The 14,052-nt window shown below is 40.4% G+C and carries 13 protein-coding genes; 1 reads left to right on the top strand and 12 read right to left on the bottom strand.

The features are described from left to right. Window positions 1–307: 307 nt before the first annotated feature. From ACE1MS_RS08255 to ACE1MS_RS08200, 12 genes are all read right to left on the bottom strand, one after another. The gene (locus ACE1MS_RS08255) at window positions 308–1,138 is read right to left on the bottom strand and encodes a C40 family peptidase (protein WP_012293940.1); all 831 of its coding nucleotides are present in this window, start codon (window positions 1,136–1,138) and stop codon (window positions 308–310) included. Then, window positions 1,135–1,920 (bottom strand): serine hydrolase, encoded by a 786-nt coding sequence (locus tag ACE1MS_RS08250; RefSeq protein WP_099805957.1) that lies wholly within the window; start codon window positions 1,918–1,920, stop codon window positions 1,135–1,137. The genes ACE1MS_RS08255 and ACE1MS_RS08250 overlap by 4 nt, the downstream gene beginning before the upstream one ends. Before the next feature lie 7 nt (window positions 1,921–1,927). Continuing rightward, window positions 1,928–2,860 carry a S66 peptidase family protein gene (locus ACE1MS_RS08245; RefSeq protein ID WP_031419619.1) on the bottom strand — a complete coding sequence of 311 codons (933 nt, stop codon included), beginning with the start codon at window positions 2,858–2,860 and terminating at the stop codon, window positions 1,928–1,930. Further along, on the bottom strand, window positions 2,857–3,810 hold the full coding sequence (locus tag ACE1MS_RS08240) for an ATP-binding cassette domain-containing protein (protein ID WP_447402827.1): 954 nt from the start codon (window positions 3,808–3,810) through the stop codon (window positions 2,857–2,859). The genes ACE1MS_RS08245 and ACE1MS_RS08240 overlap by 4 nt, the downstream gene beginning before the upstream one ends. Further along, window positions 3,797–4,870: an ABC transporter ATP-binding protein gene (locus tag ACE1MS_RS08235; RefSeq protein ID WP_031419618.1), complete on the bottom strand. Its 1,074-nt coding sequence runs from the start codon at window positions 4,868–4,870 to the stop codon at window positions 3,797–3,799. The genes ACE1MS_RS08240 and ACE1MS_RS08235 overlap by 14 nt, the downstream gene beginning before the upstream one ends. Further along, window positions 4,863–5,837 (bottom strand): ABC transporter permease, encoded by a 975-nt coding sequence (locus ACE1MS_RS08230; protein WP_447402826.1) that lies wholly within the window; start codon window positions 5,835–5,837, stop codon window positions 4,863–4,865. The genes ACE1MS_RS08235 and ACE1MS_RS08230 overlap by 8 nt, the downstream gene beginning before the upstream one ends. Continuing rightward, window positions 5,837–6,781 (bottom strand): ABC transporter permease, encoded by a 945-nt coding sequence (locus tag ACE1MS_RS08225; RefSeq protein WP_036161306.1) that lies wholly within the window; start codon window positions 6,779–6,781, stop codon window positions 5,837–5,839. The genes ACE1MS_RS08230 and ACE1MS_RS08225 overlap by 1 nt, the downstream gene beginning before the upstream one ends. A gap of 83 nt (window positions 6,782–6,864) precedes the next feature. Next, entirely contained in the window at window positions 6,865–8,694 is a 1,830-nt protein-coding gene (locus ACE1MS_RS08220) for a peptide ABC transporter substrate-binding protein (RefSeq protein WP_036161304.1), read from the bottom strand. A gap of 198 nt (window positions 8,695–8,892) precedes the next feature. Further along, a complete protein-coding gene (locus ACE1MS_RS08215; protein WP_036167945.1) occupies window positions 8,893–9,687 on the bottom strand; it encodes a M55 family metallopeptidase in 795 nt (264 codons plus the stop codon). Next, complete coding sequence (locus ACE1MS_RS08210) at window positions 9,684–10,232, bottom strand: M15 family metallopeptidase (RefSeq protein WP_447402825.1); 549 nt, start codon at window positions 10,230–10,232, stop codon at window positions 9,684–9,686. Before ACE1MS_RS08210 ends, ACE1MS_RS08215 begins: the two co-directional genes overlap by 4 nt. Window positions 10,233–10,701: 469 nt before the next feature. Further along, window positions 10,702–11,760 carry a DmpA family aminopeptidase gene (locus ACE1MS_RS08205; protein WP_197150722.1) on the bottom strand — a complete coding sequence of 353 codons (1,059 nt, stop codon included), beginning with the start codon at window positions 11,758–11,760 and terminating at the stop codon, window positions 10,702–10,704. A gap of 1 nt (window position 11,761) precedes the next feature. After that, window positions 11,762–12,460 carry an aspartate/glutamate racemase family protein gene (locus ACE1MS_RS08200; protein ID WP_036162679.1) on the bottom strand — a complete coding sequence of 233 codons (699 nt, stop codon included), beginning with the start codon at window positions 12,458–12,460 and terminating at the stop codon, window positions 11,762–11,764. Window positions 12,461–12,647: 187 nt separating this feature from the next. Between ACE1MS_RS08200 and ACE1MS_RS08195 the strand changes: the two genes are divergently transcribed. Further along, complete coding sequence (locus ACE1MS_RS08195; protein WP_012293928.1) at window positions 12,648–14,042, top strand: alanine/glycine:cation symporter family protein; 1,395 nt, start codon at window positions 12,648–12,650, stop codon at window positions 14,040–14,042. The last annotated feature ends 10 nt before the right edge of the window (window positions 14,043–14,052 follow it).

Here is a 14,052-nt window from a genome sequence, read left to right as displayed (position 1 = left end):
GTATCCTTCTGAAGTGTATAAACCCCTCTCTTTAAGTTATGGACTTCATTCGTTAACCCATGGACATCTGTCTTTATTTCTTGAACCCTCCTCCTTAACATACAGATTTCTTACTTTCGCTCTTGGAACCCGTCCTTCTACATGGACATCCATCTTCCTTTTAAACTCATATCTGTCCAATTATATCTAGCGATGATTGACGACGTGTAAACCTTAATCCAACTACTCCCCTTCTACCCTTCAATTTTTTTCTAATATAGCATACTGGCCATTGGCTAGCTGCTTAATGGCAGTTAAAAAGAGAAGCCTATAGCTTGGGCTTCTCCGGAAATAAAGTACCTACTTCTGTTAGGGTTGTCGCTAAATCGTGACGATAGAGTGCATGCTGTTTATCTAGGCTATTGATGGTCACTTCGTTCCCACCAAGCGAAGAATGAACATACAAATTATCGCCCATGTATAAAGCTATATGACCTGGAAAATAGAGCAAATCACCTTTTTGTCTACTTTCTTTCTCTATTTTCACAATAGGAAAGCCCTCCACCATTTTAGCATCCCTAAAAATAGTAACCCCATTTAACATATAAGCCATTGAACATAAGCCGGAGCAATCGATTCCTAATGGTGATTTGCCACCCCAGCGATAAGGTGTAGCTAGATAGCCTAACGCTGTTTCGATCACGTTTTCTCGAAAAGAATGCTCGGTTATTTGCGTTTGAGATCGCTTTGCCTGTAGCCACTTAGTGCGAACATAGCCTATTTTTCCCGACACTAATTGTACAGCAGACCATTCTTCTGGTACGTCCTCTTGCGTAACAACGCCTATACTAGAACCTTTCACAAGAGTCATCAGCTTTGTGCTTTGGATACGAGGCTGCTGTAAAACATCTGCAAAACTTTGAATAATGATATGCTGTGCTTCTCTATGCCATAACGATACCTTATCTTCATCCAGCAGCAAATCAGCCTTCTGACAATATCCTTTATAACGATAGGCAGTTTGGACATATACCCAATCCTCATGACAGTCTGTCAGAATATCTACTGTCATGCCATAAAAAACTTCATCTATTAATTCAGAAGTTTCATCAGGCTTGACATGCAAATTGGCAATCATAGCTTTAATGATAGACTTCATTGCTGTTCCTCCCTCTGCTCCATCATATGGTCATAAACCACTTTTGAAAAACGACCAATAAGTTGGCGAGCCAACTCATTTTCCGTTACGTTTGTTATGAAAACACCAATCAGATAATCAATTGAGTTACTGTAGACAATACCTACATCATGATCGACTGTGTCAAGCCCTCCTGTTTTATGGGCTAGCTTTACATCATCTACGAGGTAGCGCTTTAAGCCTTCATGTGCGCGTTGTCTATTTAAAATATCGATGACAAGCCTATTGTAAGGTGGTGCTAGTAAATCCTGTTGATAAATACGTGTAAAAAGGTGAGCCATGTCCCATGCAGACGTAAAGTTGTCTAAACCCATTGCAAGGCGCTCGACATCCATCATTTTTCGCTGTAGCAACGTTTCCTGTAAGCCTATTTGACGGAAATAATCATTTAAAAATTCCATTCCTACTACATCAATTAGGACGTTTGTTGCTGTATTGTCACTTGTTATAATCATCCATACTAGTAGCTCATAAACGGTGCTTTGCGTCAGACGTTGCTCGCTTATTACACTAAAATCTACCCAATCAGCAGGAGATATGGGTAAGGACGAATGAAGGGATATGCTGTATTTCTCGACATACGCTAAAGCAGCTAGAAGAATCGGCACTTTAATAATACTAGCACTCGAAAATGCCTCCCCTATTTGATGGCTAAATAGGAATTGCTCATTCTTTGGATTTTTTACAAAGAGGTGCACTTTGTAGGGAGTTTCATGGAGGAGGTCTTGGATTATTTTCTCCATATGACACCTACCTAACAACACGAATCTGATGATTGTCTGCATCCATCGTAATAGTTCTTCCTAAAGGCAGTGACAGCGTTGGTAAACAGTGTCCACACGCTATTCCTGAAATAATGGGTTTGTTAAAAGGCACTAGAATTTCCTCAAAAATCGTTTGTAGCGATAAACTTTGTTCTGGCTTTTGTGGATTTTCAGGTCCGCAATTGGTCCATGCTCCTAATAAGATACCTGCTACGTCATCTAATTTCCCCGCTAGCTTTAATTGCGTTAACATTCGGTCAACTCGTTGTTCACTTTCATCAATATCTTCTAAAAATAGAATTTTCCCTTTTGTATCAATTTCATAGGGTGTCCCAAGTGATGCTGTCACTAATGTTAAATTGCCCCCAATAAGTGTTCCTGTAGCACTTCCAGCTACGAGTTTAGACATTGGTTGATCTACAGGATTTTTTAAGTCATACTCCTCCATCTCTTCTGCCATTATGTGCTGACAAAAGGATTGCCAAGTATAATCGTCCATTTCCTGCCTAATAAACTCAGTCGAAGGCATGGGTGTATGGTACGTAACAAAGCCACTTAGCTGGTTGAAGGCTATATGTAAAGCCGTCACATCACTATAGCCTGCAAAGACTTTAGGATTCGCCCTCATTACCTCAAAATCTAAAAGTGGTAAAATTTTCGTTGCCCCATAGCCACCACGAACACAAAATATGCCGTCAATCGTTGGATCCTGAAACATTCGATGAACATCCGCCGCCCGCTGATGATCAGTGCCCGCTAAATAACCATGTCGCGCGTGACACGTCTCTCCAACGACCACCTTCAACCCAAGCTTTTCAATACTCGCTATAGCCGGCTGTAATCTTTCCGGTGGAGTAGCACCTGAAGCACTTAGTAGACCAATTGTGTCACCTTTTTTCAAAGCCTTTGGACGAATCATTCATTTACCTCCCGTTTCAATAAAGTACGATAAACTGTTAATTCTTCTTCATTAGCTAAAATAAAATGGCCATCCTCAATTTCCACAAATGAAGGAGGACTGTCATCATAACGATGTTGTGTTGGATCATAAATCTCTACCACTTTCTCTCGTTCCCTATAAGGGTTTGGCTCCGGTACAGCTGATAGTAAAGCTCTCGTATACGGATGAAGTGGATGGATGAAAAGCCGCTCAGTTTCGGCTAGCTCGACAATTTTTCCTTTATAAATGACGGCCGTACGATCCGTGATAAAACGGACAACGGATAGATCATGAGCAATAAATAAAAAGGTTAAATGATTTTGCCGTTGAAGATTTGCTAATAAATTCAATACCTGTGCCCGAATAGATACGTCTAAGGCAGATATTGGCTCATCAGCGATAATAAATTCTGGTTCCATCACTAATGCACGAGCAATGCCAATACGTTGGCGTTGACCACCAGAAAATTCGTGAGGAAATCGATTCGAAAATTCTGGAAGTAGACCTACGTTTAATAGTGACTTGCGAACCTTTTCCTGACGTTCTGCCTCATCTTTATATTTTTTGAAAGGATATAATCCTTCCGACACGATATAATCAACTTTTGCACGTTCATTGAGCGACGCCATCGGGTCCTGAAAAATCATTTGGATTTTCTGGGTAATTTCCAAATCCCAATCTTTCGGAATTTTCCCATGAATAGTTTTGCCATGATATAAAATTTGTCCCTCTGTAACCTCGTTGATGCGCATAATAGACCGCCCAATCGTTGTTTTCCCTGAACCTGATTCACCTACTAAACCAAATGTTTCGCCTTTAAAAATATGAAAACTAACATCATCAATGACCGTAAATGTATCTTTCCCCTTGTCAAAATTGACGGTTAAATTTTTCACTTCTAGTAACACTTCTTTATCACTCACTAGCATACTGCCTCCCCTCTGCAAAAAAGGCTTGTAAGGCAGCAGGAGGTTCTACCTTTGGGGCAAGTGGATCTAATAACCATGTTCGTGCATAATGCGTATCACTAACCTGAAAAAAAGGTGGGCGCTCGATAAAATCAATTTTCAGCGCATATTCGTTGCGCGGCGCAAAGGCATCACCCTTTATTTCCTGAAAAAGATTGGGCGGCGTCCCTTTGATCGAATACAACGCTTCTCCCTTGGAGCCGAGCTGCGGTAAGGAGGAAATAAGGGCCCATGTATAAGGGTGCTTACTATTAAAGAAAATTTCATGGGTTTCCCCCACCTCAATCACATCACCCGCATACATCACCGCGATACGGTCTGCCACCTTGGCGACGACGCCTAAATCATGCGTAATATAGACAATCGTTAAGCCATACTTCTGTTGGAGATTTTTTAATAGCTGCAAAATTTGTGCTTGAATGGTTACATCTAAAGCGGTTGTTGGTTCATCACATAGTAAAATATTTGGCTTACAGGCGATCGCAATCGCAATGACAATACGTTGACGCATCCCACCAGAAAATTCATGTGGATATTGCTTATAGCGTTTTTTCACATCATGGATTCCAACATCTGTGAGTAATTTTAATGTTTCTTCATAAGCCTCCTTCCCCTTCAAGCCTTGATGTAACACTACACATTCCTCAATTTGCTTCCCGATCGTTTTTAACGGATTTAAAGATGTCATCGGGTCCTGCGTCACCATCGCTATTTCCTTTCCTCGTATCCGAAGCCATTCTTGCTCTGTCGTAAATTGGCCTAGATCCTGTGCTCGATAAATGATTCTGCCCTTTTTAATGCTGCCGTTTTTGTCGAGCAAGCCCATAATGGACTTCATGAGCACGGATTTGCCAGAACCAGATTCACCAACAATAGCTAAGCTTTCCCCTTTATAAATATCCAGAGAAATATCTCGAATTGCTGTTAATACACGACCACGTAATGTGAATTGAATGACTAAATTTTGGATAACTAATAGGCGTGATTTTTTAGATGTCACTAATTTCATCTCCTTATACATGGTTTTTCGGATCTGCTGCATCTGCAAAGGAATTACCAATAATATAAAACGCAATAGTAATGACACTTAATACAATACTCGGAAAAATTAGCTGATATCGTAAGTCTGGCGACATCATGAGCACACGCCCTTCATTGATTAAATTACCTAAGGACGGTTCACTAATTGGCAGCCCTAAGCCAATATACGTTAAAAATACCTCTGCCCCTATGGCAAAGGGAATAGCTAGACTCAACCGTAACATAATGACAGAAATTAAATAGGGTAGTAGATTTTTAAAAATGATACGGTAATCCGGTGTCCCTAAGCATTTAGAGGCTAAGTTGTATTCACGGTCGCGTAAAATAACAATTTGATTGCGAATAAATCTAGCCATTTCCACCCACCCCGTTATACACATGGCGATAATAATCGTTGATATACTTGGTCGTAAAATATAAGACATTAAAATCAGGACAATGGTTGTTGGGATATTATCAACAACGTTATACAGTTGTGTAATAGGCACCTCTAGCTTTCGCGAAAAGCCCCATAGTGTTCCAACTGTAATCCCAACCATGGCTTCTACTAAAGCGACTACACAGCCGATAAATAAGGATGTCCTTGTCCCCGCCCAAATTCGTGACCATAAATCCTGCCCAATTGAGTTTGTACCAAACCAAAACTCAGCATTAGGGGAAATATTACGTGCCTGCATCCCAGTTTGCTCATCTAGGTAAATTTCCGTTGGTGATTTTTGTGCTGGTAAATACGGCTGTAGGATCGTAAACCCAACAATTATAAGCACGCCAACTAATAAAAACACAGCTAGTCGATTTTTCAAAAAGGATTGCCATGTGGAACGCCAATATGAGTAATTAGAATGACCTGTTTCTTCTGCTTGTCGCGCATCGACTTCCACAAATTCAAACAATGTTTCCCGTGATTTATTAGAAATATTATGAATTTCATTCGTATACATGCCCATTAGCGTACTCCGCCTCCCTTGCCTAGTTTAATCCGAGGATCAACAAGCGCCATGGCAATATCCCCTAAAATAAGTCCGATGATACCAAGGGAGGAGAACACCAGCACTAAGCCTTGGACAATCGTATTATCCTGTCGTTGAATCGCATCAACGAGTAAGCCCCCCATCCCTGGGATGGAATACAAAGATTCTATATAAATAGAGCCCGTAATGGTGAACAAAATAGTGGCAGGTAAATATTGCGCCATTGGGATAAAGGCATTTCGTAAAACATGCTTGAACATTAATGTTCGTTCCTTTACTCCCTTAGCTCTCGCAAGTTTAATATAGTCCTTGTTCAATTCATCCACCATATAACGTCTCATCCACATCGCATAGGAGGCTGTAGGAGCCAACGCCATGGAGGTTAATGGAAGAATCCATGTAATCGGTCTATATTCATCAAAGAGCATCGGCAATTGAAAAAGATCTGTAATATACATTTGTATCACTAAATAATAAACAGCTGCAGGTACAGCTACGACAAAAACAATATAGCCTGTCCCAAGTCGATCGAGCCAACGCCCCTTACGATAAGCCATCATAATACCTAGCGGCACACCAATTAAGAGTGAAAGGGCAACAGCTCCTAAACCAAAAAGTAGTGAATATATAATTTTGTCCCCAATAATCGTTGTAACAGGTACATCCGTTCGATAGGTCACCGATTTCCCGAGATCCCCTTGTAATAATTTCGTGTAAAAGTTTCCTAGCTGGATAAGCAATGGATCCCGTAATCCTAGATTCGTTAAATAGATTTCTTGCTGAGCAGGAGACATTTTATCGGCTGCCGCACCTAAATATCCTTCCTCTGGCATTAATCGTAATAACGAAAAAACAATAGTAATAATAATAAAAAGGGTGAACACGGATTGTAAGAGTCGTTTTCCTATATAGTGCAACATCGCGCCATCCTCCTATGTCAAAAAGACTAAAGGAGATGCCGACTGTTCCTTTCGGTATCTCCTTTTTCATCTACGATCCCCTACTACTTTTTAGCATTAGCCAAAGCGTCAGCACGCTCTTGTTCCCACTGAGCAAGCGCTTTCTTAAAGTCTTCATTACTCATTGGTTTTTCCAAAACTTGCTGGCCTTTAAATTTCTCAGCAGTCACACCAAATGGTGAATACTGTGCCTCAAAAGGATTTAATTTAGATGCAACATAGCCACTACCACCAACGGAATAGGGTATTACAAAAGCTTCTTCAATTAAAAAGGCCTCTGCCTTTGCAAATAGCTCATAACGTTTTGCCACATCAATCGTTACTTTTGCTTCATCCACAAGGTTTTGATACGTCGTTTTTCCATTGGCTTCTGTATACCCCTCAGCTAATTCAGGTTTATTATAAGTACCATCCACTGTAAATGGATCCGTATACGTGGATGGATCCGCATAATCTGGACCCCAGTTCGCTTCTAAAAGCGCAAATTTACCAGGACGACGCACCTCAGATAAAAAGCCTGTCGCTGGACCTGCCTCAACAATAATGTCGACATAATCTGTCCCGAGTAATTTTTCAATTTGCTGCTCCACTACTTGGGAACGATTAGCCCAGTCTGGACTACCAGCATTATATGGCAATAACACTTTTACAGGGAATGTAGCTTTTCCCGCTAATGCCGCTTTGGCTTTTTCTTTGAACTCAAGTGCTAGTTCTTTATGAAAGGAATCTTCATTGGAAATAGCTGCAAGCGGCGTTAATTGTGTGTAATCTACCCCTTCAACATCTACAAAGTTTTTTGGGGTAATCGTGTTGCTCAGCAAATCGGCTGGATTATAAGGCTCCATCGTTAGCATGGCGGAAACACGGTCCAGGGCATGAAATATTGATTTTCGGAAATTTTTGTTGTTGACGGCGACCTTCCAGTTATCTGGTTCATATTCTGCGTCAAATTGTGGGTTAAAGTTGAGAGCGTAGAAGTAGGTATAGAAGTTATTTTGTGTTTGACGAACTTGAGATTTTTTCTTATCATCCTTAAACCATTCATCAATAATGGAAGTAGGAATACTTGCGGAATCAATTTCTCCACGTAAAAACAGTTCAGGTGCTACCGTTGCTGCTTCTTTATTATATTTGTAGCGGATACGGTCAATCAGTACTTTGTCTTTATCCCAATACGTATTATTTTTTACTAGAACACGCTCATTTTGTGGCTCAAATTTATCTAAAATATAAGCGCCATTATAAAGGAAATTTTCCCGTGTTGTGCCAAAGTCCACCCCTTTTTCTGCAATGAACTTACCATTCACTGGGAAGAAACAAACGTAGTTTAACATAGAGAGAAAATAAGGTGTTGATGCTTCTAAAGTATATTCTACTGTATGTTCATCCAACGCCTTTATGCCTACCTGCTTGAAATCCGTTATGTCACCGTTATAGAATGCCTCTCCATTTTTTACAACTGTCGCAATCCAGGCTGTCGAGGATTCATTTTTGGCATCAAGAACATATTGTAAACCGTCCACAAAATCCTGTGCAAGTACATTCGCATATTCTTTCCCTTCATGTGTCACCCATTTGGCGTCATCACGCAATTTAAAGGTCCATACAGTGGCATCTTCATTTGCCGACCATTCCTTCGCTAATCCTGGCTGGACTACCCCGTACTTATCATATTCAATGAGACCATCCACCATATTCGCCGCCACCGCAAATTCATTCGTTTCAGACGTTTTTAAATAATTTAATGTTTTAATTTCCCCTGAATACACCACGCGATATTCTGATGCTTTTTCACTCGATGATTCATCATTGCAGGCTACACAAAACAATACGACCAGACATACGAAAAGCCACCCATATTTTCTCACATGCATCCCCCTAGTCCTCTTTTTATAATGAAAATCCTATTAGAAGGACCGATGACATGACCCTCAATAGGATTTTTCAAACATTCGCTAGGTCAGTCTCTATTGACCCTCTCTCTATAGATGCCAACCAAAACTACTTATTCAACATGACAACAGCGTGTCCTATTGGCTCACACGTTCCTAAGTTAAAGCCCATCCTCACAGTCAAGTTAAAAATTGCAAAATACGTAGTACTTCATAAAAATCATCCGTGTTGAATTCTACAGTATTATGTGGTTTAAATGTGGCATTTGGATAAAAGGAATTACGATAAGCCCGTGTATGATCTCGATATATGATTTCTATCATAAAGCGCTCTGGCAATGGTACCTGAATATGCTCACGTGGCACCTTCATCGAGGACTCTACCAGTCTTTTGGTTTCCATAAGCGTTAGCTTCGGGCTGACACTAATAGTTGCATTCCCGATTCCTTCTTTTGTCGCGAAGGTCACAATGTTTTCATTGACGATCTGAATTTCTTCAGTCAAGCCAACATCCCCACTGACAAACGAAACAGGAACACCATGTAGTGCCGCTGCATACGTATTAATTAAAAATTCACTCGCATACTCACCATTTATTTTGACATCTGCATACGTGCAAAGTGTATGGGCAAGCGGATTACGCGCACTTCCCCCTTTACTGTGATAGCCAATAAAAATCGCACGGTCAAAGCTTTGATCGAGACCCGCAACCATACACATCGGATCGTAAGTCCAGCCACGGATTACCTTACAGTTGATAGGTAAATTAGAAATATCGAGATTGCGTGCTGAATCGTGTGCATCCTTCAATAGTATTTCTGTTGCTCCCCCCGCTATCGCCCCTTCAATGGCAGCCTCTACTTCTTGTGTCATTTGTTTTTGAAAAAATTGATAGTCAGGTGCATTTAACTCTGTTTCACTCCAGGTAGTTGTACCCGTAATGCCTTCTATATCGGCGCTAATATAAACTTTCATTGATATCGAATCTCCTTTATTTCATGATTTTGAATCGTTACCTGAATGGCTCCGTAACAGGCCGTTTTAGCTTGAACTCGTCTTGCCCACGCCACGTTATGAAAATCGTAATGCCACCATTCCTCTGCATAATTACTAAAGCCTACTTGTGTCATACAGTTGTATAATAAACGTCGATGTTGACAAGCCTCTGGATTTTCATTTGAGTTATGTTCAAAATAGCGTGTAGCTGATTTTTCATTCATTTCATCAAAGGCTGTACCGAGATTCAAAGCTTTCCCTTGTCTATCAGCAAGCGTTATATCAATAGCACCTCCTGTTAAATGGGGTGCTAAATGAGCAACCTCTGCGCTTGGTAAGGCGACATACTTTTTAGTTGCCTGCAGTAATTCTTGTTCTGTAGCATGTGGCAGAATGTGGGCCAATTGCTTTAAAAAATAACTAAATAAATATTGTTGAACTTGGAATGGGCGATAGCCATCATAGATTAGCAGGCTAAAATCCTCCGGTAATAGGGTCAAAGCATGCTGCAAGCGTTCAAACAAACCTTCACGTACATAAATGCCTCGTAAACTATTAGGAATCTTTTGCTGATAGTAAATAGGTTCAACAAAAATTCTTCTATGAAAACCTGTAATCTCGATAAGAGGCTCTTGGCTATCGATAACAGATGGCCTCTCAGGTGAATTTTCATTTGAAGTCGTTCCAATTGGTTGAAAGAGGTTTACAATACTAGAACACCTCCTTAATTATTAGATTATTCAGTTTTTTTAAAATGAATGTTATCATATCTTTCTAGCATTGACTAGATAAAAATACAATTATTACAAATTAGTGGGTATTCTCTTAAAAAGATTCCTAATCCAGCAAAATGTCGTCGAAAAATCTCTTTTATCCTCTATTTAAGGATTTTATTCATCTCATGGCCCTCACATGCTAAAAAAATGTTGAATCTAGTGTACTTACGCAAAAAAAGGTTATTGAAACACTGTCTATGTCTCAATAACCTTTTCGCTATGCTTTTTGAAATGAGTAGGCTTCTACTTGATGTCCATTGCGACCAATTGTGGTTTGTGCCTGAGCTAGTGAATTGAGAATGGCTTCCTCAGTTGCCTCTGCCGCAGCCGCAAATAACTGATTCATCACGGGATGATCCTCACGGAGTTGAGTTCTTGTTTCTACAAGCTGTTCAGAAATATGTGGGATGTTGTGTGCAGTTGTAAAGCCTATCACAATGTCTCCACTGCCATGTGAGTAATGACTTCCTGTTCGACCTAAACCTATCCCACAGCGTTTAATGACTCTCTTCAACTGACGACTACTTAGTGGAGCATCGGTGGCAAGGACTATAATAATCGAACCATCTGTTGGCGCTAGGGTCGATGCACATTGGATGGAGGGAGCAGCATAACGTTCAGCTAAAAATTCTGAGCTGTGCCCAAAATTACTGAGCACCATGCAGCCCACCGTATAGCTAATTTCTTCTTTATCAACTTTGACAATTCGAGAAGAGGAGCCAATTCCCCCTTTATAGCCAAAACACATCATTCCTTTTCCAGCGCCAATTGCCCCTTCCTGTGCTGTATTCGGAGAGGCATTACGAATGGCTTCTACGGCATGCTCAGGTGTTACGGGACATGCTCGGATGGAATTTAAATAGCTATCATTGCATTCACCTACAACAATATTGATGGTGCCAGTCGTTTGACCTATATCCTCATTCATGTCGAGCATATAACGTAGTGCTCCCTGCATAACGGCTGGTACACCAAAAGTATTTGTGAGCATAATTGGTGATTCAATCACACCTAGCTCATTCACCTGCACAAGCCCAGTTGTTTTGCCGAAACCATTTAACACATGGCTAGCTGCTGTAACTTTGTGCTGAAATAAATTCCCCCCGTGCGGTAAAATAGCTGTGACACCTGTACAGGCGTAAGCTCCTTCATGATCTATCGACTCATCCAATGTGACATGTCCTACTCGTACCCCTTCAACATCAGTAATACAGTTTTTCTGCCCAGCTGGTAACACACCCACTTCAATGCCGAATTGCCTTACCTTTCCCTGCATATTACGTTTCCTCCTGAATCGCCATTGACACCGCCGCCTGGGCATGAATCATCGTTGTATCAAAGACTGGAACACGGATATCCTGCTGCTGAATGAGCAGGCCAATTTCGGTACAGCCAAGAATTACTCCTTGCGCTCCTGCCTCCACAAGCTCATTAATTACTTGAATGTAATAGGACTTGGAATTTGGGATGATACTCCCCAAACATAATTCCTCATAAATGATCCGGTTAACTTCCATACGTGAATGACGTTCTGGCACAATAACCGCTATTCCATAGCCCTCTACTCTCGACCTATAAAATTCCTGTTCCATTGTGTACATAGTGCCGAGGAGAGCTACTTTTTGTAGTCCAGCCTTTTTTATTTGTTGAGCCGTGGCATCAGCAATATGTAATATGGGGATAGTGATGGCCTCCTCCATAACCTCTACGACCTTATGCATCGTATTGGTACATATAACGATAAAATCTGCACCTGCTCGTTCAAGTGACAGTGCGGCTTGCGCAAGCACAATGCCAGCTTTGTCCCATTGTCCCCTCGCTTGAAAATGCTCAATTTGCTGGAAATCAACACTATACAAAATACATGTAGCAGAATGAAGGCCCCCTAGCTGTAGTTTGACCTGTTCATTTACTAACCTATAATATTCAGCAGAGGATTCCCAGCTCATACCGCCAATCAAGCCGATTGTTTTCATCATCAAAACTCCCTCCTTTTATTCTATTTATTATACATATTAGCCGAATAAAAATGAGAGAATTTTCGGAATTTACCACTCTTATAGGAAAACTCAAAACTTTATTATAATTTATTATATTAGAAAGGTTGATTTTTCATAAAAAAACAGTGTAGACTAAAGCGTACTGTGAAAGGAGGAATAACTTATGGAATGGATTTCAAATATTGTTGATAGTGGAAATAATATTTTATGGACATATATCCTGATTATCTTATTATTAGCTGCTGGACTATATTTTTCATTTGGTACAAAATTTGTACAAATTCGTCTTTTTCCTGAAATGTTTCGTCTGATTGTCGAAAAAAGGGAGGGAGATTCAGGGGTTTCGCCATTCCAAGCCTTTACGATTAGTGCCGCTTCACGTGTAGGCACTGGGAACATTACAGGTGTTGCCTTAGCCATTGGTGTCGGTGGACCAGGTGCAGTATTTTGGATGTGGATTATTGCTATTTTAGGAATGGCAACAGCCTTCATTGAAAGTACTTTAGCACAGGTCTATAAAGTAAAGGATGGCGATACTTTCCGAGGTGGACCTGCCTATTACATGGAAAAAGCGTTAGGTCAAAGAAAACTAGGTATCATTTTTAGTATTCTATTAACACTAAGTTTTGGATTTATATTTAATGCAGTGCAGTCTAACACAATTGCTACTTCGGTTGGGGAAGCATTTGATATAAGTCCAAAGCTCATTGGAGGCTTACTTGTAGCACTAACAGCATTAATTATTTTTGGTGGTGTACAAAGAATTGTAAAGGTAACGCAAGTCCTTGTACCTGTTATGGCCGTCTTCTATTTACTTGTAGCGCTTTTTGTTGTGGTGACAAATTTATCAGAAATACCGAATGTCTTTAAATTAATTTTCACACATGCATTTGGTCTACAAGAAGCTGCTGGTGGAGCAATTGGAGTCGCTATTATGCAAGGGGTACGTCGTGGTTTATTTTCAAATGAAGCTGGGATGGGTAGTGTGCCAAATGCTGCGGCGACTGCTAATACCTCACATCCTGCTAAGCAAGGACTTGTACAAAGCTTAGGTGTCTTTTTCGATACGATTATGATTTGTACAGCAACAGCCTTTATCATTATTTTAGCTGGCTTATATGATAAAGGTGAAAGTAATGGTATTATTTTGACGCAAAATTCCCTAGCTGTACACGTTGGGGATTGGGCTCCTTATTTTATTGCCATTTCCATTATCTTCTTTGCTTTCAGTTCGATTATCGGTAACTATTACTATGGTGAATCTAATATCGAATTTATAAATGCCCATAAGGGTTGGATGGTTATGTATCGCGTCCTAGTACTAGTCATGGTTATGTTCGGCTCTGTAGCACAAGTTCAACTTGTATGGAATTTAGCAGATTTATTTATGGGGCTCATGGCTTTCATCAATATTGCTATCATCATGATTCTTGGTAAAATTGCCTTCCTTGTATTAGATGATTTTACAGGCCAACGCAAAGCAGGTAAAAACCCTGTCTTTTATGCCAAATCAATTCCGACATTAAAAAATACTGATTGTTGGGAAGAAGATCGATAAAATAGGAATG

Source organism: Lysinibacillus sp. fkY74-1, assembly GCF_053165895.1.
The sequence above is the reverse complement of the archived record's forward strand: the minus strand, read 5'-3'. Positions and strand labels throughout refer to the sequence as shown.